This window comes from Kribbella sp. NPDC049174, assembly GCF_043197365.1.
GTDB lineage: Bacteria > Actinomycetota > Actinomycetes > Propionibacteriales > Kribbellaceae > Kribbella.
Window position 1 is genome coordinate 350,608 of record NZ_JBICSZ010000009.1, and the last position, 24,591, is coordinate 375,198.

The 24,591-nt window shown below is 68.7% G+C and carries 21 protein-coding genes and 1 tRNA gene; 9 read left to right on the forward strand and 13 right to left on the reverse strand.

From position 1 onward, the window contains the following. Positions 1-2: 2 nt before the first annotated feature. Both ACGFIF_RS35920 and ACGFIF_RS35925 read right to left on the reverse strand, forming a co-directional pair. On the reverse strand, positions 3-485 hold the full coding sequence (locus tag ACGFIF_RS35920; protein WP_393160665.1) for an FHA domain-containing protein: 483 nt from the start codon (positions 483-485) through the stop codon (positions 3-5). 10 nt (positions 486-495) lie between these two features. Continuing rightward, entirely contained in the window at positions 496-1,317 is an 822-nt protein-coding gene (locus ACGFIF_RS35925) for an FhaA domain-containing protein (RefSeq protein ID WP_393160667.1), read from the reverse strand. Between the two features lie 227 nt (positions 1,318-1,544). On the opposite strand from ACGFIF_RS35925, the gene ACGFIF_RS35930 reads away from it, so the two are divergent. The 5 genes from ACGFIF_RS35930 (at position 1,545) to ACGFIF_RS35950 (ending at position 6,190) form a co-directional block, all read left to right on the forward strand. Continuing rightward, a tRNA-Leu gene (locus ACGFIF_RS35930) sits at positions 1,545-1,628 on the forward strand. A gap of 163 nt (positions 1,629-1,791) precedes the next feature. Then, positions 1,792-2,622 (forward strand): carbon-nitrogen hydrolase family protein, encoded by an 831-nt coding sequence (locus tag ACGFIF_RS35935; protein WP_393160669.1) that lies wholly within the window; start codon positions 1,792-1,794, stop codon positions 2,620-2,622. A 113-nt stretch (positions 2,623-2,735) separates the two neighbouring features. Next, positions 2,736-3,491, forward strand: a complete 756-nt coding sequence (locus ACGFIF_RS35940; RefSeq protein ID WP_393160671.1) for an ABC transporter ATP-binding protein — start codon at positions 2,736-2,738, stop codon at positions 3,489-3,491. Continuing rightward, positions 3,476-5,290: a hypothetical protein gene (locus tag ACGFIF_RS35945; RefSeq protein ID WP_393160673.1), complete on the forward strand. Its 1,815-nt coding sequence runs from the start codon at positions 3,476-3,478 to the stop codon at positions 5,288-5,290. Before ACGFIF_RS35940 ends, ACGFIF_RS35945 begins: the two co-directional genes overlap by 16 nt. 12 nt (positions 5,291-5,302) lie before the next feature. Continuing rightward, the gene (locus ACGFIF_RS35950) at positions 5,303-6,190 is read left to right on the forward strand and encodes a phosphotransferase (protein WP_393160675.1); all 888 of its coding nucleotides are present in this window, start codon (positions 5,303-5,305) and stop codon (positions 6,188-6,190) included. A 4-nt stretch (positions 6,191-6,194) separates the two neighbouring features. On the opposite strand, the gene ACGFIF_RS35955 is transcribed toward ACGFIF_RS35950, so the two are convergent. Then, on the reverse strand, positions 6,195-7,790 hold the full coding sequence (locus ACGFIF_RS35955; RefSeq protein ID WP_393160677.1) for a hypothetical protein: 1,596 nt from the start codon (positions 7,788-7,790) through the stop codon (positions 6,195-6,197). A 16-nt stretch (positions 7,791-7,806) separates the two neighbouring features. On the opposite strand from ACGFIF_RS35955, the gene ACGFIF_RS35960 reads away from it, so the two are divergent. Beyond that, positions 7,807-8,133, forward strand: a complete 327-nt coding sequence (locus ACGFIF_RS35960) for a hypothetical protein (RefSeq protein WP_393160679.1) — start codon at positions 7,807-7,809, stop codon at positions 8,131-8,133. A gap of 2 nt (positions 8,134-8,135) precedes the next feature. On the opposite strand, the gene ACGFIF_RS35965 is transcribed toward ACGFIF_RS35960, so the two are convergent. The 8 genes from ACGFIF_RS35965 to ACGFIF_RS36000 form a co-directional block, all read right to left on the reverse strand. Continuing rightward, the gene (locus ACGFIF_RS35965; protein ID WP_393160681.1) at positions 8,136-9,260 is read right to left on the reverse strand and encodes an endonuclease; all 1,125 of its coding nucleotides are present in this window, start codon (positions 9,258-9,260) and stop codon (positions 8,136-8,138) included. 122 nt (positions 9,261-9,382) lie between these two features. Beyond that, positions 9,383-10,024: a hypothetical protein gene (locus ACGFIF_RS35970; RefSeq protein WP_393160683.1), complete on the reverse strand. Its 642-nt coding sequence runs from the start codon at positions 10,022-10,024 to the stop codon at positions 9,383-9,385. Next, positions 10,021-10,518, reverse strand: coding sequence for an RNA polymerase sigma factor (locus ACGFIF_RS35975; RefSeq protein WP_393160685.1), 498 nt, complete (start codon positions 10,516-10,518; stop codon positions 10,021-10,023). Before ACGFIF_RS35975 ends, ACGFIF_RS35970 begins: the two co-directional genes overlap by 4 nt. 403 nt (positions 10,519-10,921) lie before the next feature. Continuing rightward, the gene (locus ACGFIF_RS35980; protein ID WP_393160687.1) at positions 10,922-12,118 is read right to left on the reverse strand and encodes an RNA-guided endonuclease InsQ/TnpB family protein; all 1,197 of its coding nucleotides are present in this window, start codon (positions 12,116-12,118) and stop codon (positions 10,922-10,924) included. 194 nt (positions 12,119-12,312) lie between these two features. Further along, positions 12,313-13,230: an ornithine cyclodeaminase family protein gene (locus ACGFIF_RS35985; protein WP_393160689.1), complete on the reverse strand. Its 918-nt coding sequence runs from the start codon at positions 13,228-13,230 to the stop codon at positions 12,313-12,315. Continuing rightward, positions 13,227-14,357 (reverse strand): pyridoxal phosphate-dependent aminotransferase, encoded by a 1,131-nt coding sequence (locus ACGFIF_RS35990; protein ID WP_393160691.1) that lies wholly within the window; start codon positions 14,355-14,357, stop codon positions 13,227-13,229. Before ACGFIF_RS35990 ends, ACGFIF_RS35985 begins: the two co-directional genes overlap by 4 nt. Next, positions 14,341-14,964 carry a transcriptional regulator gene (locus ACGFIF_RS35995; RefSeq protein WP_393160693.1) on the reverse strand — a complete coding sequence of 208 codons (624 nt, stop codon included), beginning with the start codon at positions 14,962-14,964 and terminating at the stop codon, positions 14,341-14,343. Before ACGFIF_RS35995 ends, ACGFIF_RS35990 begins: the two co-directional genes overlap by 17 nt. A 33-nt stretch (positions 14,965-14,997) precedes the next feature. Next, entirely contained in the window at positions 14,998-15,783 is a 786-nt protein-coding gene (locus tag ACGFIF_RS36000) for a PrsW family intramembrane metalloprotease (RefSeq protein ID WP_393160695.1), read from the reverse strand. Positions 15,784-16,017: 234 nt separating this feature from the next. On the opposite strand from ACGFIF_RS36000, the gene ACGFIF_RS36005 reads away from it, so the two are divergent. Then, entirely contained in the window at positions 16,018-19,671 is a 3,654-nt protein-coding gene (locus tag ACGFIF_RS36005; RefSeq protein ID WP_393160697.1) for a S8 family serine peptidase, read from the forward strand. A 34-nt stretch (positions 19,672-19,705) separates the two neighbouring features. Here the strand turns inward: ACGFIF_RS36005 and ACGFIF_RS36010 are convergent, their stop codons facing one another. Continuing rightward, positions 19,706-20,683 carry a helix-turn-helix domain-containing protein gene (locus tag ACGFIF_RS36010; RefSeq protein ID WP_393160699.1) on the reverse strand — a complete coding sequence of 326 codons (978 nt, stop codon included), beginning with the start codon at positions 20,681-20,683 and terminating at the stop codon, positions 19,706-19,708. Positions 20,684-21,088: 405 nt separating this feature from the next. Beyond that, positions 21,089-22,411, reverse strand: a complete 1,323-nt coding sequence (locus tag ACGFIF_RS36015) for an AAA family ATPase (protein WP_393160701.1) — start codon at positions 22,409-22,411, stop codon at positions 21,089-21,091. A gap of 165 nt (positions 22,412-22,576) precedes the next feature. Between ACGFIF_RS36015 and ACGFIF_RS36020 the strand changes: the two genes are divergently transcribed. Both ACGFIF_RS36020 and ACGFIF_RS36025 read left to right on the forward strand, forming a co-directional pair. Next, the gene (locus tag ACGFIF_RS36020; RefSeq protein ID WP_393160703.1) at positions 22,577-23,638 is read left to right on the forward strand and encodes a hypothetical protein; all 1,062 of its coding nucleotides are present in this window, start codon (positions 22,577-22,579) and stop codon (positions 23,636-23,638) included. 106 nt (positions 23,639-23,744) lie between these two features. Next, on the forward strand, positions 23,745-24,572 hold the full coding sequence (locus tag ACGFIF_RS36025) for a siderophore-interacting protein (protein ID WP_393160705.1): 828 nt from the start codon (positions 23,745-23,747) through the stop codon (positions 24,570-24,572). Positions 24,573-24,591 lie beyond the last annotated feature (19 nt).

Here is a 24,591-nt window from a genome sequence, read left to right on the forward strand (position 1 = left end):
GCCTACTTCGCGATGTTCAGCGTCGTCCGGCCGATCCGGATCGATCCGCCGATCTCGGCCGGCACCGGGCGGGTCACCCGCTGGCCGTCCAGGTACGTGCCGTTGGTGGAGCCGAGGTCCTCGACCCACCACTGGCCCTCGGAGAGGAACAGCCGGGAGTGCCGGGTGGAAGAGTAGTCGTCATCCAGCCGGATCTGGCAGTCCGAGCCGCGGCCGATGATCACCGGCTCGTCCACCAGGGTCGCACCGACCCCGGCCTGGGGCCCGTCCGCGATCGTCACCGACCCGGGCAGGCCCTTGCGCTTCTTCACCGGCTTGGCCGGTTTCGGGGTCCGGCTGTTCTGCGGTACGACGGCGGCCGCCGCACGGCTGTCGACCTTCGCGCCGAACAGGTCGGACCTGATCACGGACAGCACCGCGAGGACGAACATCCACAACAGGGCCAGGAACCCCAGTTTGATCAGGGTCAGGGTCAGTTCCGACATGGAAGGTCAGTCACCACCCGCTGCTCGGCGGCTGGGCGATCGGCTCGTCCGCCAGACGCAGCGTCATCGTCGTGTTCCCGATGCGAACGGTCGAGCCGTCGACCAGCTCGGCCTCGGTGCTCCGCCGTCCGTTCACCAGGGTCCCGTTGGTGGAGCCCAGGTCGACCAGCACCACCCGGACACCGCCGGGGCCCTCCGGCATCAGCCGGATCTCCGCGTGCCGCCGGGACACCCCCGGGTCGTTGATCTGGATGTCCGCGTCGGTCCCGCGGCCGAGGACGACACCCGGCGGGTTGACCGGCCGGCGACGGCCGTTCACCTCGAGCATCACCTGCGGGTGGCCGCGGCGCGGCGGCTGTTGCTGGGGCGGTGGCGGCGCGCTCTGCATCACCGTGGGGCCGTCGTTCGGCGGCACGTAGGGCTCCTGCTGGTAGGGCTGGGGCTGCGGACGGGGCCGTTGGGTCCCGACCGTGGCACTGACCACACGGAACTTACCCGTCGGCAGGTCGTCCTGCTGGGTCAGCGCGATCTCGATCGGGCCGGAGAACGTGTACCGCTGGATGTCGGCATGGTCGCGCAGTTCGTTCGCCAGTTCGTGGTTGAGAGTCTGGCCGTAGGCGTTCAGCCGTTCGAAGTCGCCCGGGCCGAGCTCGATGGTGAAGTGATTCGGCACCAGCCGGCGGTCCCTGGACAGGATCCGCGCGGTGTTGTCGATCTCACGCTTGAGCGCCGCCGCCAGCTCGATCGGCTCGACGTCGCCCTTGAACGCACGCGCGAAGACACCGCTCACAATGCCCTCCAGACGTCGCTCGAAGCGCTGCAGCGGTCGCACGCCTCCTCCTCCACGGTCCGGTCGCCGGTTGGTGCCAACGATCCTGCTTGCCGTCCGGCGCCCTCGACAGGCACGCCGTACGTCGCGTCCACCGTCGCGGTGGACACACCGGGTACGACGATCGATCGTATCGGGAGGTTCGACCCAACCCGCAATGTGAACGTTCCGTTCGACCCGTGCTACTGTTCCTTCTCGGTTGCAGATGACACTGTCAGATGCGATCAAGCGCGCGGGTGGCGGAATAGGCAGACGCGCACGGTTCAGGTCCGTGTGCCCGAAAGGGCGTGGGGGTTCAACTCCCCCCTCGCGCACAACAAGTCCCGGTCAACGACCGGGACTTTTTGCATTCCCGAGGGGTGCCTCCGGTGTGGCGACCATCACCCGATCGGCGGGTGGTAGGCCGGGCTCCGGGTGGGACCGAGGATGTTCGTGGCGTTGGGGCGATCTGTCGGCGCGGGCTGAGACGGTAGGGCGATGACGGGGATACGGATTGCCATTGCTCAGCCACGGATCAGTACGGACGCGCGGGAGAACGGGAAGACGGTCCGGTCGCTGATGCGGAAGGCAGCCGCCGGGCGGGCGCGGCTGGTGCAGTTCCCCGAAGGGTTGCTGAGCGGGTACGCGAAGGAGCAGATCGCCGACTGGTCGGACGTCGACTGGGACGCGGTCCGCGGTGAGCTCGAGCAGATCATGGCGCTGGCCGCAGAGCTTCGGCTTTGGGTGGTGCTCGGGTCGGCGCATCCGCTGACACCGCCGCACCGGCCGCACAACAGCCTGTACGTCATCTCCGACGCCGGGGAGCTCGTCGATCGCTACGACAAGCGGTTCTTGTCCAACACGGAGATCAACCACTTCTACTCGCCCGGTTTCGACCCGGTGGTGTTCGACGTGGACGGCTACCGGTTCGGCTGCATGATCTGTATCGAGATCAACTTCCCGCATCTGTTCAGTCAGTATGAGCGGCTCGGTGTCGAGTGCCTGCTGCTGTCGGCGTACCCGGTCGACGCGGTCTTCGAGGTGAAGGCCCGCGCGTACGCCGCGATCAACTGCTACTGGGTCGCGATGTCACTCCCCGCCCAGACCGTCGACCTGATGCCGTCCGGCCTGATCGCCCCCGACGGCACGTACGCGTCCCAGTTGGCCGGCAAGTCCGAGCTCACCATCACCACCATCGACCGCGACGACCCGGCCCAGAAGGGACCTCTCGCCCACGCCCGGCCCTGGCGCGCGACCGCCGTCAAGGGCGACATCTACCGCACCCGAGCCGTCACCGATCCCCGCTCCCGCGACCGGACGACCATCTGACGTCCCCGCTCTCGCAGTGCCGCGCTCGGTCGCTGGGTCCGGCGCTCGGATGATCTGGCGGATCGGTCGCGGGACTGACGACCTGGTCGCCCGCTGGATGCCAGAGTTGGCGTATGGAGCAGGCGTTCGAGTTGGTGGGGTTGACGAAGGTCTTCGGGGACGAGAAGGCGGTCGACGACCTGAGTCTGGCCGTGCCGAAGGGGTCGTTCTTCGGGATGCTCGGGCCGAACGGGGCCGGGAAGACGACCTCGTTGTCGATGGCGGTCGGGCTGCTGCGGCCGGACGCCGGTACGGCGAAGATCTTCGGGGTGGACGTGTGGGCGGATCCCACCCGGGCCAAGGCGTTGGTCGGCGTACTGCCGGACGGGCTCGGGATGCCGGAGCGGTTGACCGGGCGTGAGGTGCTCACCTATCTCGGGCTGCTGCGCGGATTGCCGGCGGACGAGGTCGATCGTCGTACGACGGAACTCCTCGAGGTGCTCGAACTCGATCACGAGGACGAGAAGCAGGTGATCGGGTACTCGACCGGGATGCGGAAGAAGCTCGGCCTGGCGGTCGCGCTGCTGCACGCGCCGCGGCTGCTGGTGCTGGACGAACCGTTCGAGGCGGTCGACCCGGTGTCGGCGGCGACGATCCGGACCATCCTGAACAGGTTCATCGCCGGCGGCGGCTCGGTGGTGATGTCGAGTCACGTGATGGCGCTGGTCGAGCAGCTGTGCGATCGGGTGGCGGTCATCGCGGAGGGGAAGGTCGTTGCCTCGGGCACTGTTTCTGAGGTGCAGGCGGGTGGCAGCCTGGAGGACGCGTTCGTGTCATTGGTCGGCGCCTCGACCCGTGGCGCGGAAGGACTGTCATGGCTGTCGGCCTGACGTACGCCACCTCGCAGACGATGGTCCGGATGCGGCTGGCCGCGTTCCGGCACGCGCTGAAGGACCAGAACCGGCTGAGCTGGATCGGTACCGGCGCGTTCGTCGGCGTGGTGCTGGCCGGCGGGACGATCTGGGTGGCCGGCAAGGGCGACCTGGACGTGCTCGTCGTCGCTCTGGCGGTGTGGATGCTCGGCTGGATCGTCGGGCCGCTGTTCGCCGGTGGTGGTGACGAGACGCTCAAGCCGGAGTACTTCAGCATGCTCCCGATCTCGCCGCGCACACTCTCCGCCGGACTCCTCACCGCCGCGCTGGCTGGTGTCGCGCCGGTCATCACCCTGCTGGCGCTGCTGAGCCTGGCAGTCGTCGGTGCTCAGCTCTCCGTCGCCGCAGCCCTGATCGCCTTGCCTGCTGTGGTTCTGCAGCTTCTGTGCTTTGCGCTGGCGTCCAGGCTGGCTGTTGCGGTGTACGGCGTACTCCTGCAGGTGCGGTCCGGCGCCGTACTCGCTGCGGTCGTCAACGCGTTCATCCTCGCGTTCGCCGCGCAGGGGTGGGCTCTGATCGTCGCCTTCGTGTCCACGGATGTGCAGGGCACCATGGCTCGCGGCGCGCGTGTTGCGCCGTCTGGCTGGGGTCTGGTCGCGGTAGAGGCTGCTGGGCGTGGTGAGTGGCTGCGGGTGCTGTTGGCCTTTGCGGGTCTTGCGTTGCTGGCTCTGGTGATGTTCGTCGGCTGGTCCGCTCTCTTGGTACGACGTACGACGGCCAGCCGCGCCGGACGCAAGCCACGGCGGTTGCTGACGGCGACTGGTCCGCGTGACGCGGCTGCAGCCAAGGAACTCCGGTCGTGGACGCGTGACCTGCTCTACGGGCACCGGGCGGTGTTCGCGATCAGCTATGGGCTGTTCTTCTGTCTGATGCCGTTGGCCATCGGGTGGAAGGGCATGCTGCCGTGGGCCGGTCCGGCTGCGCTCGTGATGGCCGGATCGATGTCGTCCAACCTGTACGGCTCGGACGGTACGGCGCTGTGGACCACGCTCATGACTCCTGGTTCGGCCGGACCGGATGTCAGAGCTCGGCAGCGCGCGTTCCTGCTGGTGTTCGGGCCGTCCACCTTGCTGATCACTCTCCTCCTCACCTGGTGGTCGGGCTCCGCGAGCGCGTGGCCGCTCGTGCTGAGCGTGCTGCCGGCGCTCCTGGGCGGTGCGGCCGGGCTGGTCGTCGCCTGCTCGGTGTTCGCGGCCGTGCCGACGACAGACGCGCACAAGCGGTCCGGCAATCCGCTCAACTCAGGTGAGAACGAGAGCGAGACCATGGGCATCGTCTGGGTGATGCTCATCCTGGTGTCGCTCACCGCCGGCCCAGCACTCGGTGCAGCCCTCGCCTGGTCCTGGTGGGGCGTCCCGATCGGCGTGGCATCCGGCGTGCTGGCGTGGTGGTACCTCGGCCGCCTGGCAGCCGTCCGCCTCGAGCAACGCGGCCCCGAGCTCCTCACCCTGTTGAGGCACGGCCGCTCCACCACCGAGCAGGCCAAGAAGGCCGCCGCCCTCGACCACCTCCCCCGCTGGCGCCGTACCCTCGCCAACTACTGCCTGGGCTTCGGCGCCATCCCCCTCTTCCCCCAAGCCGTAGTCCCCGCCATCTTCCTCCTCACCAACAACACCAACACCAAGTCCTGGTTCCTAGCCCTCCACCTCGAACCCCAATGGCACTGGCCCGTCATAGCCGCCATGGCCGCCCTAGGCCTCTCCATGTACACCTACGGCGCCCACACCTACTACACCGCCAAGAAGAAGGCTCGGTGAGAGACTGCGCGCATGGCGGTTGATCGCGACGCGGCGTTCGAGGTTGCTCGGGCGGTCGCCGCGAAGCTCCACGTCGACGACGCAGGGATCGAACTGCTGGGACCGATCGCCGACAACGCAGTCTTCCGTCTGCCCGGTCGCACAGTGGCTCGGATCGCAACGGCCGCGGCGAGCGACCGAGCCCTCCGTGAAGTCCGCACCGGACGGTGGCTAGCGGCCCAGGGCGTCCCGGCCGTGAGGCCGTTGGACTCGATCGAGCAACCGGCGACAGTCGACGGCCATGTGGTCACCTTGTGGCACGAGGTTCCAGGCGCCTCCATGGCCAGTACGGCGGAACTCGCAGAACTCCTGCGTCAGTTGCACACGCTGCCGGTCCCGACCGACTTCGACATCCCGGCACTTGACCCGTTCGTGCGTGTTGATGAGCACCTCGCCGCTGCCGAACCAGCTCTGAACGCGAGCGATCGAAGCTTCCTCACCGAGCGCCTTGGAGAGCTTCAGGCTGAGTACGCGCGGGTGAGCGCGCGGCTGCCAGTGTGCGTCATCCACGGCGACGCGAACCGCAAGAACGCGATCCGCGGTGCCGACGGACGCGCCGTACTGCTGGACCTCGAGCGCTTCAGCATCGGCCCCCGCGAGTGGGACCTCGTCGTACCCGCGGTCTACCAAAGACTCGGCTGGTACTCCGACCCCGAGTACGACGCCTTCACCACCGCCTACGGCTGGGACATCCGCACCTGGCCCGGCTTCAGCACCTTCGCAGCCCTCCGCGAGTTCCGCATGACCGCCTGGCTCCTCGGCCGACTGGTCCGCGAACCCCGCCTGACCGAAGAAGCCACCCGCCGCATCGCCTCCCTCCGCACCCCCGATTCCCCCAGATCCTGGAGCCCGGGTACCTGACCATTCAGGAGGCGACAGCCAGGAGCGGCCGTGCCCGCTCCCGGAACTGCGCGATCGACCGCTGCCGCCCGAAGTCGTTCAGCCGCCGGTCGAAGACCCGCACGTACGTGCGGACCCGCGCGGACTTAATCCTTCCGGCGGCGACCAGCGCTTCGGTGGCGGTGTCACAAGCTCGCGGAACGTCGCCCGCGTCGAGGTAGGAGGTGGCGAGTGAGATACGGCAGAAGGTGCGGCTTCGGGGATGCAGGTCCGACGACTGGCCGAGTGCGAAATTCGCATGCTGCTCGGCGTCACGCGGCGCACGAAGCGCGGTGAAGCAGTGGGCCAACTCGTCCTGAAGTTCCGCCTGGTCGAAGTACTCGATCCAGTCCGGCTCGTCGTCGCCGGAGGACTGTCCGAAGGCAGCCTCGGCTTGCTTCATGGTCCGCAGGCAGGCCCGCTTGTCGCCGATGCTCGCGAGTCCGCGCGCCTCCATTGCGGCGTACATCGCCCTGACACGCGGCGTGGCTTGTCCACGTGCGCCGAGCGCGGCGGCTCTCGCCAGATCAACGGCCTCCTGGTACTCACCGAGGTAGTTGGCTTGATGACTCATGAGAGCCAGGACCTTTCCACCTAGCGGACGCTCGCCCGACGCGTGAGCCAGGTTCAGTGCCTGGACGAAGTACCGGCGGGCCAAGCCGTGCAGACCGACGTCGTAGGCCATCGCTCCGGTCTTGTAGGTGAACTGGGCCGCAACGGCAAACAGGTCTCGACCGATCGCGTCGGTGTAGTTCGCATCAAGGAGCGGCGTCACCGCGTCGCTGAGGTACTGGACCGCCGCCATACGAGCGTGTCCACCGCCGAACTGATGGTCGAGAGCTTCGAACATGTGCAGCGTCGCCCGGACAGCTGCGACATCATCCGTACCGACGCGCCGCAGTCCGCTCGTTCGGTACGGCGGATCAGCCGGCGGTGACACCAGCCATCGTGCCATCGGAGTGGTCAGCGCACCGGCGCTGACGGCCATGCGAAGGAACTCCGAGCGTTTCAAGTCTTCTGTCCAAAGCGTGCGGGAAGTCCGGGTTGTCGCGTCGCGTGATTCGGCGAATGAGAGAGCGAGCGTCAGCGGCTGTCCGCCGGTGAAGCCCAGGTCGCTCAGTGCCAGAGCCCGACCGAGACGTCGACCGAGTGCCTCGGCGATCAGTGCAGGCTTGTCGCCACGCGGCACCATCCCGATCAGCCAGCGACCGACGTCGACATGGTCGCAACGGACGTCGTCGAGCCCTCTCGCCGCCGCCAACTCACGGATGTCGCGGGCAAGCGCGCTTCGCGAACAGGCCGCTTCGTCCATCAGCGCGGCGAACAACTCATTGGGCGAACTCATACAGCCTCTTCGCGAAACCGGTCCGGTCCACTCACAGTAGCCGGAGGACGGCGGAGCGAACAGGTCCATCCCGGGGCGATTTGCGCCGATGTGCACAGGTTCTGCACAGGTCGTTGCCGAGTGCACTGTTTTTGCGCCTGCTGGCCGCACGAGCTGATGGCTGAAATAGGGACTGTTCTCCTCGATCGGCGGGGCCGGCGTTGTGAAACCCCTGAGACCGGCGCCGGCCCCGTCCACCACGAAAGGACATGGCATGGCCGGCCAGAGGCCCCTCGCGGTCGGATATCTGCGGCACTACCGGTCCATGACCTGCCATCAGCTGACCCGGGCAGAGAACCAACTGGCGGCATTCGCGGAACGGGAGGGAGTCCACCTGTGCAAGGTCTTCGTGGAGCAGTTCCGCACTGACCCAGCTGCCTTTGACGCTCTGATCAGGTCCGTCAGGCGGCGCAGGATCGCTGTGGTCATCGTGCCATCCGAGGCGCACCTCAGTGCCGTCGGCGGCGGCCGAACCAAGCTCGAGCGCCTGCACCACGAGACGAGCGCTCGAGCCCTGGCCGCCGACGGATCAATCGCGTGAGCTCACGGCCAGATTGAGGTGATCCATTCGGGGTGGTCTATGAAGGGGTTTCGGTTGTGTTGGTAGGTGGTGTGGATGACTTCGTTGCGGCGTTTTTCGAAGGTGTCGGGTGGGTCGGCGGCGGACCAGGCTTTGAGGACGGTGAGTTTGCCGATGTAGGGGGCGCTGCCGTTGTTGACGGAGTTGTTGGGTTCCAGGTTGGCGAAGCCGTCGTCGCCTTCGTAGCGGACGGCCATGTAGAGGATCATCCGGGCGACGTCGCCGCGGACCGCGGCGCGGGGGGCGAAGGAGTCGCTGTCGGCGGTGCAGCCGGAGCATTCGGAGACGGCTGAGCCGCCGTTGTCGAAGTCGAGGTTGCCGCGGGCCGCGTTCACCGAGACGTCCTCCGGGCGGAGGTGGTGGATGTCGGTGCCGGGGCCGGTCGCCGTACCGAAGTCGCCGTGGGACTTGGCCCAGACGTGTTCGCGGTTCCAGTCGTTCGGGTCGCCGCCGTTGGTGGTCTTGCTCTGGGACCGGCCGGAGTACAGCAGGATGACGTTGTTCGTGTTCGCCGGGTCCTGGTCGGTGTCCTTGAGCGCGTTCCAGACCTGGTCGTAGCTGAGCTTGGTCTGGTCCGAGATGATCGTGTGCAGCGCCGCCTTCAGCGCCGCGCCGGTCTTGCCCTCGGTCCCGGCGTAGTAGTCACCCGGGTCCGGCCCCGGATCCGACGACCCACCGCCGCTGAACGCGGTCGTGTTCGTCAGCCCGGCGTGCGAGAAGTACGCGCCCAGCGTGCCGGTCACGGTGATCTTCTGCCCGACCAGCCCGGGGTTGCTCCGCAGCCCGTACGACGCCCTGAACGCCGACGTGATCTGGACGTACAGCATCGACGACGTACTGGTCTGCGATGCCGAGTCCGCCAGCGCGAGCGCGTAGTCGTTCGGGAAGTTGCTCCGCACAACGGTGTTGGTGGCGGTCGGCTGACCGACCACGTACCCCATGACCGTCGCGGTGGACCCGTCCTGCCGGCCGATCGCCGTACTCACGGAGATGGGGGTGGCCGCCGATGTCGGCGTGATGCCGAAGCCGAGCAGCGCGAGTACGACGCTGACGATCAGGACGGGCCGGAATGCGCGGGAACGAAGCACGGCATCTCCCAGGGGCGGTTGGGGACCACTGCGTCGCCAGTCAGTCTGCCCGCCCGAGGCCGGATTCGAACGTCAGATCAACCAAAAGTTGTCCGACGATCCGGCAAACCCCTGGTGACGCCTCACGTCAGCTCGATCCGGCCCAGCGGCACCTTCGAGACTGCTCCGCCTGCGAGATCTTCGTAGACCAGGTAGGAGCCGGCCGCGAGTCGTGTGCCGCCGCAGCTCCGGATGTCGATACCAGCGGAGGAGGTGTGCATCTGCTTCGGCGGTATCTTCACCGTCCCGACCGCGCTTGCCAGCACCGCGTGACCGACGATCTTGTTCGCCTGTACGACGACCAGGTCGCGAGGCGGAGGACCGATGATCAGCGTGCTGTTGAGCACGTTGGTCTGCACGATCTGAACAGTGCCGCTCCAACCATCGGGACTCTGGGCGATGGTCTTCTGCATCAGCTGCCTGAGTGTCGTGCCGGTGCCGGACGCCGGGACGTCCGCCCCGCACCTGACCGGCGGGACAGGAGACGTGGTGACCACGACCGGGCCAGGCTCCGCCACCTCGGTGGTCTCGGCTCCGGGCAGCACCGCATAGGCGCTGACTGCGACCACGGCCGCCGTGGCGAGGCCGGTCACCCCGGTGAGCACAGTCCGCCGGCGACGTCGCCTGCGGATCCGGGGCAGCAGGCTGAGCTCGTCCAGCTCGACATTGTCGGTCCCCTGGGTGGCCACGGTCTGGAGAAGGTGCTTGAGGTCGTTGGCGGTCATTTCATCGTCTCCTCGGGTACCGCGAGCAGGCTGGCGAGTTTGGTCCGGGCGTCGGCCAGGTGACGTTTCACCGTGCCTTCGGCGCAGTCGAGCTGCGCTGCGATCTCGAGGACGGAGAGGTCCTCGTAGTACCGGAGAACCACGCAGGCGCGCTGCCGCGGCGAGAGTGTGGCCAACGCCTGCCGGACCTCGTCCGCCAGCGCAGGGTCGTCGTCGTGATGTACGACGGGATCCACCAGCAGATGGCGATTGGCCTTCCACAGCCTGGCCCGGCGACGGCCGTCGACGTACTGGTTGAGCATCGCGCGCCGTACGTAGCCCTCGAGCTGCTCGACGTCGCTGCCGACCCGCAGCCGGCCGAAGACCCGCAAGAGCGCGTCCTGGACCAGGTCGGCCGCTGCGGCCGACTCACCGGTCAGCAGGTAGGCGTAAGCCCGCAACGAGGCGCCGCGAGCCGCCAGTAGTTCCTTGAACGCACGTTCCCAGTCAGCCATCGGCACCGTCCTGTTGGTTCATCCGTCAGCCAACAAGACGAACAACCACGGTGTGGCGTTGGGGGAGAGTTGAGTCGGTGGGGCGGGGAGCGTGTGAGTGACGCTCGCCGCCCCACCTAGGTGTATGGGCCCCCATCAGGCCGCGACGAGCTGCCGCGGGCTGCTCTGCCCATCCACCAGTGAGGCGCTACTGGCGGGCAGCACCTCACCGACAAGGGGAGGGATCATCCCTCCGAGCGGTGGCGTGGTGCGGACGCCGTTTACGGACCGTACTCAGTCCGGCACGCATTGTCCACAGGTCAGAGCGGCGTCTCGAGGGTTGGCCGCTTCTTGTTCAGTTCAGTTCAGTGACCCGTCAGTAGGTTGACGTCCTCCCCGCCGCGAAACCCGGGGATTCCAACTACTACGCGGAGGTAGCGTGTTGAGGTTCACGCTTCGGCGAGACCCGTGCGGGCGTCTCTCGGCGTGCGCTGACGGCCCGTCCGGCCGCGATGTTGACTGCCGCGTTCACGTCCGCGTTCGCCTGGTGTCCGCAGGCTGCGCATCGGAAGACCGCTTGGTTCTTGCGGTTCTCCGGTGCGCAGTGCCCGCAGACGCTGCAGGTCTGCGACGTGTACGCAGGATTGATTCTCTCGACCCGTCCCGCGGCTTTATGCTCCAGGCGCTGAACGAGCAGTCCCCAGCCGTTGGCGAGGATGCCGCGGTTGAGACCGGCCTTCGCCCTGGCTCGGTTCGGCAGGTACCCGCCCGGCCGCCCCGGATCGGGCTTGGCCTTCGTCCGTCTGGTCATCTGCGCCACCCGCAGGTCCTCCACCCGGACCACGTCGAACCGCCGGGCGAGGTCGGTACTGGTCTTCTCCACCCAGTCCTTGCGCCGGTCACCGGCCCGGGCGACCAGCTTCGCGATTGCAGCCTTCACCCGCCGACGCCGCTGGGAGCCTCGCCGGCACCGGGCCAGACGCCGTTGCAGGCACTTCAGGCGTGCCTGCTCGCGGTCCGACAGCCCGGGGCAGGCCAGGAGTTCGCCGGTGGACAGGGCCGCCGAGACGGTGACGCCGCGGTCCACGCCGACGACCTCACCCGTACCCGGTGCCGGGATCGGCGGCGGGATCGCGGCGAACGCGAGGTGCCAGCGCCCCGCCCGATCGCGGGTGATGCGATAGGATTTCGCGGCGGGTATGGCACGGGACAGCCGGAACCGGACCCAGCCGACCTTGGGCACCAGCACCCGCGCCCATTTCCGGTTCAGCTTCACGATCCGGGACGCCTGACCACCGACGATGCTGAATCCCTCATGTACCCCGGCCTTTCGCCAGGTCGGTCGCCGGTGGGTGCCTGAGTAGAAGTTCTTGACTGCCTGGTCGAAGTCGCGCAGCGCCTGCTGCTGGACGGTCTGCGACCCAGCCCGCAGCCATTCGAATTCGGCCCGTGCCTCCGTTAGTTGCCGGCATTGCTCCGCAAACCGCGGTGTCGGGCCTTTGTCGCGGGTCCACATCGACCGCTGCTCGAGCGCCAGGTTCCACACGTACCGGGCATGCCTGCACTGCTCCAGCAACGCAGCCTGCTCCGCGGGAGTCGGGTACATCCGGAACCGGGACATACCGTCCACTCAATCAGCCAGAACCGACAGTATTTCCGCCATCAGTCCGACTCGCGGCAAACGTCAAGTCCACGACCTGCTAGCACCAGCTCACCCCATCTGCGCTGGCCGCATCCATTGCCTAGGGCGCCGATCAGCAGACTCGAGCAGGGATAGCAGCATCTCCCGGTGGTTGGCGAGACCAACGAGTTTTGTCAATTGCCGGTACCAGGTCCGAAGACCAGTTGAACCAGTACGGCGGCCGCCACCGCCGCGTCGGCCGCGCCGATCCCGGTCAGATCGGCCACCGACCGACCACCCCGCTCCACCCCGTCCCGCAGTACGGCGCCCACCGCAAGGTCCACGTCAGACGCCACCACACCGGCCCGTACGGCGTTGCCGAAGTCACCGTGGTCGAGGCACTGCTCGTGGTCGTCGGTCGCGATCACAGCCCCGGCGAACACCTCGACCGGCAACTCACCCTTGCCCGGCATGTCGGTCCCGATCCCGGTGACGTGGATCGCGGATCGGAACGCCTCGGCAGGCAACGCCGAGCGGGCAGCGGTCGTCGCGATCACACAAGCCGCACCGTCCAGCGCATCGGGCCGCGCATCCAGGCCGTCCGCCGCAAACGCGGCACACAGCTCGTCCACAGCCTCCGGTCGACGGCCCCACACCTTCACCCGACGCAGCGGCCGCACCTGTCGCAGCCACTGCACCTGCATCAGCGCCTGCTCACCAGTCCCGAGTACGGCGACCTCGTCCACGTCGGCCGGTGTCATCGCGTCGGTGATCAACGCTCCCGCGGCCGCCGTACGCCACGCCGTCAGCTTGCCCTCGTCGGCGAGCACGGCGGCGGGCGCACCGTTGGTCGCGTCCACGACGAGCATCAGTCCGTTGTTGACCGACGCGAACGTGCTGGCGATCTTCACCACGAAGTACGGCGATCCGTCGACGTACCCGGCCTTCACGTGGCAGTCGCCGGCGTGGGCCGGGAAGTCGAGCACCATCGGCGCCGGGACCGACGTACGACCTTCGGCGTGGGCGATCAGCGCGTCGCGGACCGCGGAGAAGACGAGCGACGGGGTGGCGACCCGGCTGATCTCGGCGAGCCCGATCACCGGCAGCGTCATCGGCGCTTCTCCAGCCAGTCGGCCCACGCGGCCAGTGCCTCCGACGGGTTGCGACGGCCGACGCCGACGCGGAAGCGGTCGGTTGGGGTCTCGGTCAGCGCGGAACTGTAGATGCTCGACGGCAGCAGCAGGACGCCGGCCTCTTCGACGAGCTCACTGCACATTGTCTCGACGCCGTCGGCGCCGAGGTAGCGCGGGAAGCAGACGCAGCCTCCGTCGGGCGACGTGAACTCGAACAGATCCGGGTAGCGCGCGAAGAAGTCGGTGAAGACCGGCAGGTTCTCCGCGACGATCCGGCGGTTCCGGTCGAGCAGGTGATCCCGGGCGCGCAGCGCGATCAGCGCCAGCACCTCACTCGGTGCGGAGTTGCAGATGGTTGTGTAGTGCTTGGCGCGTTCCAGCTTGTCGAGGACGGTGCGGTCCCGGCAGGCGATCCAGCCGATCCGCAGTCCGGGCAGGCCGTACGCCTTCGACATCACGTTGAGGGAGAGCGCCGTACCGGAGAGGTCTGTTGCTTGTGGCAACGGTGAGCGGTTGAGCTCGAGACCGCGGTACACCTCGTCGCTGAACAACGTGATGCCGCGGTCCTCGCAGAGTTGCACCAACGCTTGCCAAGCTTCGGGAGTGGGCACCGCGCCGGTCGGGTTGTTGGGGAAGTTGACCGACACCATCCGGGTGTTCGGTCGCAGTGCGCGTTCCACCGCCTCGACGTCGAGCGCCCAACCGGAGTCGGCCTGCAACGCGACCCCGGTGACCTCACACACGGCCAACGGGATCGTCTCGGCGGCCTGGTAGTTCGGCGTGAGTACGACGAGGTGGTCGGTGGGCTCGAGCAGGGTCCGCATGGCGAGGTAGATCGCCTCCTCGGCACCGGCGAAGCACAGTACGTCGTCCGCGTCGGCGTACTCGTAGGTCGCCGCGATCTCCTCCCGCAGTGCCGGCAGCCCACGGGTCTCGGTGTAGCCGAGCGCGAGCGACTCCCAGCGCTCCCGGCCGTCGTCGTCCGCCAGGGCCAGCAGCTCGGACAGCGCCAACGTCTGCGCATCAGACGCGGTCAGGTGGTAGCGGGCGCGGAACTCCCACTTCGCGAAGTACGTCTCCAACCGGAAGTCAGGCAGGGTCGGCATGCGGCTCCCTTCGGGCTTCACCGAGATGCTGATAGAGCGCGGACCGGGACATCCGCAGCGCCCGCGCGACCGCCGGAACGGATCGCCGCTGGCTCAGCACGCCCGCCGCGTCCAGCTTGCCGAGCAGCTCCACCCGGTCCTCCCGGCTCAGCCGCTCGACCGCGACACCGCGCTCCCGGACGTACTCGGCGACGATCTCGTTGAGGGTCTCGAACCAGTCGTGCTCGAACAGCACGCGCGGCTGCCCGGCCACCGGCGCGGCGAAGACGGCGAGCAGACGGCTCGCTTCCTCGAACGCGGTCCGGTCCACGTTGATGCAGAACACGTACGCCGGCTTGCCGTCGTCGTCCCGGATCACGGCGCTGACACTGGACAGCCGGCGACCGTCCGGCAGCACCTTCGGGTAGGGCCCGTACACATCCGGACCGCTCGTGGACAGTTCGTCCAGCTCGCCGAGCAGTGAGGGCTCACCCGGCTCGCGGCCGGACAGCGGGTTCCAGATCCCGACGACCTCGTCGGTGGCCGAGTCGTGCAGGACGACCTCGGCGTGCGGTGACAGCAACCGGGCCAGCGCGTCACCGATCGGTGCCAACTGCTCAGGCGTCATGTGTGGACGATATGTCCACCGTGGACAGTCTGTCTAGGCGGGAACAGGGTTGTGTACGCGCTGGGCCCGCTTCAGGCCGTAGAGGAGCAGGCCGATCGAAATCGCACCGACGATGGCATAGGTCACCGCGCCGCCGATCCCGTCCCAGGTGGTGTGCAGGGCAACGGCCAGGGTGAACATGCCCACGAAGCCGGCGAAGTGCCAGCCGGTCGGCTTGGTCACGAACCGCCACAGCCCCCAGCAGGCGAGCCCGGTCCAGGCTGCGTGGCCGGCCGGCGACAGCAGACCGCGGATGAACAGCGTCTCCTCGGCCGCGCCGATGTTCCCGTCGGACTGCACCAGCGCGACGAACGCGTAGCCCATCGTCTCCAGGACAGCGAACCCGGTGCCGACCGCGACCCCGATCACGATCCCGGTGGGGATCGACGTCCGGTACCGGTGCCCGAAGAACAGCACCAGGATGGCCGGCACCACCAGCTTGGCCGCCTCCTCGATCAGCCCGACCCCGACCATCGGCAGCGTGCCGAGCCGGCGCATCGCGTCGTACTCGAGCAGACCGGCGACCACCACGCCGATGACGCCGCCGAACAGCAGGCAGCCGCCGAGGGTCGGCCCGTCGATCAACCACCGCCCGGACCGGCCGGCCGCGAACGTCACGAACGTCAGCGGTACGACGAGCGCCCCGAGCAGGATCATGGTCGGGAAGAGGTTGGGGTTCTTGGTGTCGGTGAGGACGGCCAGGACCAGCAGGTACAGCGCCGCGCCCACCAGAAACGTGCCCACCCATGCCCATCGACGGACCAGTTGCTGTGCGGTCATGGGGCCCTCCCGGCCTGGACTGAGGAGCGTAGGGAGCGAAGCGAGTGGAGCGACGAGGGAAGGCCGGGAGCCAAGGGCACCATGACCCGCCGCGCCGGAGGCGCGGCAATAAGTATGGCGCGATTGCGCCATGTCGCAGCTACGGCAGTTGTGGACAGGGCGGATCGGGCGCCGGGATTGCAGACTCGGTCGGAAGAAGAGGTGCGCCTGCCCCCAGCCTCTCGAAGGAGAACAATGTCCCCCCATCGGATCACCGCCGCCACCCTTGCGGCGCTGCTGACCCTCGGCGCGGTCTCGGCGACCCCGGCCGCCGCCGCACCCCCACCGACACCCGCCGGGACCGCCGGCGGCACCACTACCGCGGTCACCCTGATCACCGGCGACGTCGTCGAGGTGACCGACGCCGGTGCCGGGAAGAAGGCGGCGACGGTCCGCCCGGCCGCCGGCCGCGAGCGCGTCACCTTCCACACCATCGAGGTCGACGGCGGACTCCGGGTCCTGCCGAGCGACGCCGTACCGTACATCTCCAGCGGCGTCCTGGACGCCGACCTGTTCGACGTCGAGGAGCTCGTCGCCGACGGGTACGGCGACTCCGCGGCGAAGCAGCTCCCGCTGATCGTCAAGTACGACCAGGGGCTCCGGAGCTCCCAGGAGCTGGCCGGTACGACGGCCAAGCGGGAGCTCGGCTCGATCGGCGGCCGGGCCGTCGACGCGGCCAAGGACCAGCTGCCCGAGCTGTGGAAGTCGCTGAAGCCGGCAGTCGGCGCCCGCGCGCTGAACAGCGGTGTCAGCAAGATCTGGCTCGACGGCAAGGTCCGCGCGGTGCTGGACAAGAGCGTGCCGCAGATCGGTGCGCCGGCCGCGTGGCAGGCCGGCTACGAGGGCTCCGGCGTCGAGGTCGCCGTACTGGACACCGGCGTGGACGCCGAGCACCCGGACCTGGCCGGCAAGGTGAAGCAGACCGAGGACTTCTCCGGCAGCCCGACCGGCCCGGCGGACCACTTCGGTCACGGTACGCACGTCGCCGCCACGATCGCCGGCACCGGAGCGGGTGCGGGCGGTACCCGGAAGGGTGTCGCGCCGAAGGCCGACCTGCTCGTCGGCAAGGTGCTCGGCGACGACGGCTACGGCTACGAGTCCTGGATCATCGCCGGGATGGAGTGGGCCGCGGCCGAGGGCGCGAAGGTGGTCAACATGAGCCTCGGCGGCGGTCCGACCGACGGCACCGACGCGATGAGCCTGGCCGTCAACGACATCACCGCCCGGACCGGCACGCTGTTCGTCGTCTCGGCCGGCAACGAGGGCCGGGACGAGTCCGTCGGTACGCCGGGCGCCGCGGCGTCGGCGCTGACCGTGGCGGCCGTCGACCGTAACGACGCGCTGGCGGACTTCTCCAGCCGCGGTCCGCGACTCGGCGACGCCGGCCTCAAGCCGGAGATCTCCGCACCCGGTGTGGACATCGTCGCCGCGCGGGCCAAGGGCACCGCCATGGGCGGGCCGGTGGACGACCTCTACACGGCGGCCTCGGGTACGTCGATGGCCGCGCCGCACGTGGCCGGGGCGGCTGCCCTGCTCGCGCAGCAGCATCCGGACTGGACGGCAGTGCAGCTGAAGAACGCACTGGTCAGCACCGCGAAGACCCAGCCGAACCAGTCCGTCTACGCCCAGGGCGCCGGCCGGGTCGACCTGGCCCGGGCGACCTCGCAGAACGTGTTCGCGACCGCCGTCGCGGACTTCGGCCTGCAGACGTCGACCGACGCCAGCAGCCGGACCATCACCTACCGGAACGAGTCGGACGCCCCGGTCACGCTGACCCTGTCCGTTGCCGTCAACAACCTTGACACCGCCAAGCCGGAGACCGACGCCTTCGGTGTCCCGGCCAGTGTGACTGTCCCGGCCAACGGCTCTGTCGACGTACCGGTGAACCTGGCCGCGGCGAAGCTCGATCGTGGTCTGCACAGCGGCTGGATCGTTGCCACCGGCACCAATGGAGTCGTCACCCACACCGCGGTCGGCGCACTCCGGCAGGGGCCGAAGCACAAGATCACCCTGCGCGGCATCGGCCTGGACGGTCAGCCGACCGCGGTCCCGGTGGTCGCGCTGTTCGGTGACAACTCGCGCTCGGACGTGCTCGCCTGGATCCCCGGCGACGAGAGCATCACGGCCGAGGTCGAGGAGGGCACCTACCTGCTGCACGGGCTGGTCGACAACTACGACCCGCAGAACGAGCAGGCCAGCCTGTTCACCGACCCGAACATCGTGGTCAGCAAGGACACCGAGGTCGTCATCGACGCCCGCAAGGCGGCGCCGATCACGATCGAGACGCCGAAGCCGTCGGAGCAGCAGGCGGTGCTGAGCTACTACGTGCACCGGGTGTACGGCAACGGCCGCTCGATCAGCCACGGTGTGATGCACTTCAGCACGGTCAAGCAGGTCAACGTCACCCCGACCAAGCCGGTCAAGGACGGCACCTTCGAGTTCTCGTCCCGCTGGCAGTTGGTCGCGCCGCTGGTCCAGGCCACGGTCCAGGGCGTCGCGGGTCCGCTCGACATCAACCTGCTGCACCGGTCGCCGTCGTACGACGGCAAGACGAAGCGGTTGCCGATGGTCTACGCCGACTCCACGCTCAAGGGCGTGAAGGGAGCGCTGGCCGTGATCAACTCCAGTGAGGACGGCTGGGGCAACGGGAGTGAGCAGGAGCAGATCGCCGCCGCCGCGAACGCGGGTGCCGCGGCCGTGATCCTGGTCCGGCCGGCGGACTGGTCGGCCTGGACGGTGTGGCGCCCGATCGGCGACCGTGAGCCGATCCCGGCGATGGTCACCGGGTACAACGACGGTCAGAAGCTGATCGAGCGGGCCAAGCGCGGCGGCGCCACGATCGACCTGACGCTGACCACGTCGAGCCCGTACCTGTACGACGTCAACCAGGTCTCGACCGGGTACATCCCGGCCAAGATCAACTACAAGGTGACCCCGGCGAACAGCGCCCGGATCACCACGAAGTACGCCGACAACGGCGGGTTCAACTGGGCCAAGGAGCAGCGGTTCGGCTGGCGGCCGTGGCAGGAGTACGCCTGGAACGACTCACAGCGGTTCGTCGAGACGCCCAAGGTACGCGAGGAGTGGGTGACGTCGGGCGACTCGCTCTGGCAGCACCGGGTGCACCACCTCTACACCTGGGACGAGATGAACCCGATGCAGGGCGGGATGACCTCGGTGCCGCGCAGCTACAAGACCGGTCAGTCGAACGAGACCTGGTTCGGTCCGGTCGTCCGCCCGGCGGCCGCACCAGGGGTGCAGTCGACCCGGACCGGTGACCGGTTGTCGCTGCGGATCCCGTCGTTCGTCGACGCCGCCGGCCACTACACGGTCGGCGAGACCACGTCGGCGTCCGCGGTGCTGTCGCGCAACGGTCAGGTCGTCGCCGAGCTGCCGGACGCGTGGGAGGACGTGATGACGTCCAGCGACGACGCGGCGTACAAGCTGGACCTGTCGACCGAGCGGAACGACGAAGAGTGGACCTGGGGTACGCGGACGCAGACCTCGTGGGAGTTCCGCTCGAAGAACGCGCCGGTGGACAGGCCGGCTCCGCTGTCGCTGCTGCAGGTCGGCTACACCGTCCCGGTCGACCTGACCGGTCGGGTCGCGGCCCGCACCCACGCGGTGGGCTTCGACGTCACCGGAGGAACCCGCTCGACCACGCTGCAGGCCTGGGCGTCGTACGACGAGGGCAAGAGCTGGAAGAAGCTCGCCGTAGTAGGTGCCCTCGGCCACTACCTGGCCGTGGTCCCGTCCGCGCGCGACACCGTGTCGCTGAAGGTCCGCGCGACTGACAACACCGGTGCCGCGGTGACGCAGACCGTGATCCGCGCGTACGGCGTGAAGTAGCAGACCGAGCTGGGGCGGCGGGGGCCGCCCCAGCTCAGATCCAATTGCGTTTGGCGGCCTGGAAGGCGAGTCCGGTCCTGGTGTCGACACCGGCCAGGGCCATCATGCGGTCGAGCCGGCGCTGGACGGTACGGCGGCTGATCCCCAGCTGGGAGGCGATCGACTTGTCCGGTACGCCGGCCACCAGCAGGGACAGCAGGAAGCGTTCGGAGTCGTCGAGGCCCTCGGGGTCGTTCTTGTCATCCGAGTGGAGCTTCACCGGGGTCGCCTGCTCCCAGTGACTCTCGAACAGGGCAAGCAGCGCGTCCAGCAACTGACCGCGGCCGATCACCGCGGCCGTCGGCTCACCGATGCCCAGCTCGTCGTCACGGACCAGTGGGCAGACCGCGGTCGACCGGTCCACGATTGCCAACCGGACCGGGAGCGTCGGGAGGGACCGGGCCTCCTCTCCCCAGCTGACCCCCTCGGCGATTGTGTCGAGCTCGCCCGGTTGCTCCAGCAGGGCCCGTTCGTAGATCGCGCGATACCGGACGCCACGGCTGAGAGCGCCGTACTCCTCGGTGTTGTCGGCGCCTTGCATCGCCAGTGGGTTGGCGCGGCAGAACCACAGGATCTCCTCGCGTGCCGACTCTTGCAGATCGCGCAGGCGTTCACGAAGCGCGTTGGCCCCGACGATCACCTCGACCAGGTGGTGGGCGTCCCGACGGCTCGCACTGGCGCGGAACTCCTCGCTCAACGCCGCCACCGTCTTCCGGGCCGCCTCCAATGACTCCTGCCGGCGCAGCAGCGTCGTACCGAGGGCGACGTCCGGTGGTAGCGGACGGAACACCGGACCGTCGGCGTGGTGGACCGCGACCAGCCCCTTCGCCTGCAGTCGCTGCAGCACCTCGTCGGCCTCCTGCTGCGGCAGCTCGGCCACCTCGGCCAGCTCCGCCGACCGGGCTACGGACAGCCCGACCAGCAACCTGTACGCCTGCTCCTCGCGCGCATCGAGTAACACGCCGTCCTGCATCGTGGCCCCTCCCTGCTGCTCGTGACCCCACACCTAACCAGCCATTCCAACGTGGAAGCGAGCCCCTCGGCGAATGGCACAGCTGTGCCGGTCCAGCGGGTGGCACCGGAGTGTCATCACAGAGATGGTGAGGGAGCGTCACTTCCGGTCAGAAGTTCGCGGAACTCGCCGCCCCCTGAGCGGGGCGGTGGGGTGGGGACAGAGACAGAACTGCGCAACCGCCCATGAAAGAGAACCTCAAACGAGTCTGACCGACTATGCCGGTGTCGCCGGCTTGATCGCCGCGGCCCTGCTTGCCCTCTGGATGATTCGCGGCGCGCGGACCCAACCGCCGACGGGCCGCCACCGCGGCAACCCCGCCCTCCGCCTGCCGAAGCCCGCCAACCCGGAGCGGGCCGCCCGACGCTAGCTGTTGAGGTGGAAGGTCATGCCTTTGTATTCGCGGGTGGTCGTCGGCCGGGTGGACTCGGTCACGGCAGCCTGAGCCTGCGCCGGGGCTGTCGGCGGCGCGATGCCGAGGTGCGCGGCGGACTGACCGACCCGGGTCTGGACCCAGTCCCGCAGTCCCGGATCGGCGACCGTGATCCGGTCCCCGCCGTCCCGAAGCATGCCTCGGGCAACCAGGTTCTGCCGGTCCGCGTCCAGCTCCTGCCAGCGGCCCAGAGCGGCGATGCCGGTATCGCCCGGCAGCGCCAGTCCGTGCGGGCCGTGGGCGGCGACCTTCGCCAGCAGGTCCTTCTCTGTGTCGGAGCAGTTGTTCCACGCGGCCTGGTACAGCACCCTCGACTTGTCGTTCACCTGAGCCGTCGCGACCTTCGCCACGTCGACGGTCACCCCGCCGCTCTGCTGGGCCATCGGCAGCGCCGTCTCGGCCAGATCGCGGAGCCGGGTCGGATCGCCATTGGCTGACCGGACGAGCCGGTCCACCGCTTCGGGCTCGTACGCGATCCCGGCCTGACGCAGCGGTTCGGTGAGTGCGGGCATGAGTTCGTCGTCCGTCATCGCGTTGACCTCGCGAACGTCGAATCGCCCGGTCACCCCGGTGGCGATCTTGGACAGCCCGCCAGAGGCTGCCATCAGCCGGGTCGCCGCCAGTTCGCCGCCGGCCGCGATCAGGAACACCGGCCGGCGCATCTGCTCCAGGTGTGCGGACAGTTCGGTCAGCGCGGCCAGGTCGCGCTCCGAGGCGACGTCGAGGTTGTCGACCATCAGCAGCACGGGCTCGGGCGGCTTACGGTTCGCCGCGAGTTCGCCGAGCTGATCGGCGAGTTCGTTCAGCGTCGTACCGGCGCTGTCCTGGGCGTTCGCGTCCCACTGGGTCTTCGCCACGCCCTGGACGAACGGGACCGGCATGACCCTGATCTCCGCGCCGTTCTGCCGGTTGCGGGTGCGCTGGCCCAGGTCCTTCACCAGCTTCTTCAGCCGCCGGGCGCCGAGCATCCCGTACCGCTTGCGGATCGTGCCGAGGTCCTCGGTGACCTTGCGGACGAACCGGTTCTCCAGCGGCTCCCGCGGCGAGGCGTCGACCCGGATCCCGACCCAGCCCTGCCGCCGGGCCAGTGCCTCGGCCCGGTCGAGCTCGAGGGTCTTGCCCATCCCGGGCGGCCCGGTGAACAGCACCGAGTTGCCCTCGGGGGTGCGCAGGTCGAGTGAGATCGGCCGGCCGAACCGGTCGGTGCGCGTGACGGTGTGGGCCGGGTTCCGCGGCGTACCGAAGACCTGGCTCACCCCGACAGCGTGCGGACCGTAGCGGTCGCCGAGCCGGGCTGTGTATGTCCTGCAGGTGAACACTGCCCGCTCGCTGGTTGAACCGGTCTATCGTCCGCGCCCGAAAGCGCAGTGATCGGCCGAGTTGCTTGGCGCCGCACTAGACCCCTGCCAGGCTCTGTTGTCATGCGGATCAAGCGAGTGATGGCAGCGCTGCTCGCAGCGCCACTGGTGGGGCTCTTGCTTGGCGGAGTTCCGGCGGCTCAGGCGGACCCGGACCCGAACCTGACCATCACCGCCGTGACCCTGGAGAAGACCGCGATCGCGGTCTCCGGGCTGAACACCGCGCCGATCAAGGCGACGGTCAAGGGCGGCTACGACTCGACCGAGCCGGGCGACGAGAACCTGGCGCTGAACGTGGTCCTCGAGCGCACCGGTGGGACCGGGCCGCTCAAGACCATCTTCTCGACCGATCTGAAGCGCTTGTCGGGCACCCTGCAGAACGGTGTCTGGTCCGGGACGCTGAACGCGACCTCGACCGCGAACGGCACTTTCAAGGTGACCGGTGTGGTGACGGGACCCTACGGTGCGCCCATCGGCGGTACGCCGTACGACGCGACACCGTTCGACGGTCCGCCCCTCGCGGTCACCGGGACCCACCTGCCGAAGGTCACCGCGTCGGTGTCGCCGAAGGTGGTGCCGTTCGGTTCGCCGTACTCGATCCGCTGGGCGATCATCGACACCGCGACCGGCAAGCCGCACGGCTCGCGGATCCGGGCGCTGCTCGGTGTCGACGTCCCGTGCGCCGAGGACTCCGGCGGCGGTGAGTCGGTGCGGACCGACACGAACGGCACGGTGACCAAGTCGTACAAGGCGGTGGACGCGGATGCGCTCAACTGCCTGCGGTTGACGGGAGCGCCGTACGACATCGGCGGGCAGTGGCTGTTCGTGGCCCGACCGGGCATCGTGTCGGCGACACCGTCGAAGACCAGCGCTCCGGTCGGCACGATCGTCCCGGTCAACGGTTCGGTCGCGGGAGCGCCGTACAACTGCAAGGTCTGGTTGCAGCGGCTCTACGGTGCGACGCAGTGGCGGTCGGTCGGCTCGGGTGCGGTCCGGCAGAGCGGGCGATTCACGGTGAACGCGCAGCCGGCGTACAAGGGCCTCATTCCGTACCGGGTGTACCTGCCGGCTTGCTACAACTATCAGCCCGGCGTCAGCAAGGTGTTCTACATCCGCGGTCTCTGAGACAGCACTGGGGCGGCCTGGAACAGGTGAGCTAGCCTGAGTTAGGTAGACCTAACTTGCTTGGCCTGACCGGGCCGCCCGATGTCTCCGAGAGGACCGTGGTCTCGTGACCAGCCCCGCACCCCGCCGCAACCGCACCTGTAAGCGCGCGGTCGTCCGTCGTACCGAGCGAATCACCCCGCACATGATCCAGGTCGTGTTCAGCTCCGACGACTTCGTGGACAACGGCACCACCGACCACTACGTGAAGCTGCTGTTCGGCAAGCCCGGCGTCGAGTACCCGGTGCCGCTGGACATGGGCGTGGTCCGGGAGACGTACCCGTCCGAGCAGTGGCCGACGATGCGGACCTACACAGTGCGGAACTGGGACGAGGACAGCCACGAGCTCACCATCGACTTCGTCCACCACGGCGACGAAGGTGTAGCCGGGCCGTGGGCCGCGGCGGCGCAGCCCGGTGACGTGCTGTGGTTCAACGGGCCGGGTGGCGCATACGCGCCGGACGAGGCGGCCGACTGGCACCTGCTGGTGGGCGACGAGAGTGCCCTGCCGGCCATCAGTGCCGCCGTCGAGCAGTTGCCGCCGGGTGCGCGGGCGACCGTCCTGGTCGAGGTAGAGGACGGGACCGAGGAGCAGAAGTTCGGCGGCTCAGGCGACGTCGATGTGACCTGGTTCCACCGCGCAGGCAGCACCGCCGCACGCGGCGACGGCCTGGTCGCCGCAGTCGAGGCGCTCGACTTCCCAGCCGGCGACGTACAGGCCTTCGTCCACGGCGAGGCCGGCTTCGTCTTCCGCATCCGCAAAAACCTCTTCCAGGACCGCACCCTCCCCCGCGACCGCGTCTCCCTCTCCGGCTACTGGCGCCTAGGCAAGAACGAAGACGGCTGGCAAGCCGAAAAGGCTGAAACCGCCAAGAAAGAACGCGAAGCGTCCTGAGGTACGACGAGGTGCCGCC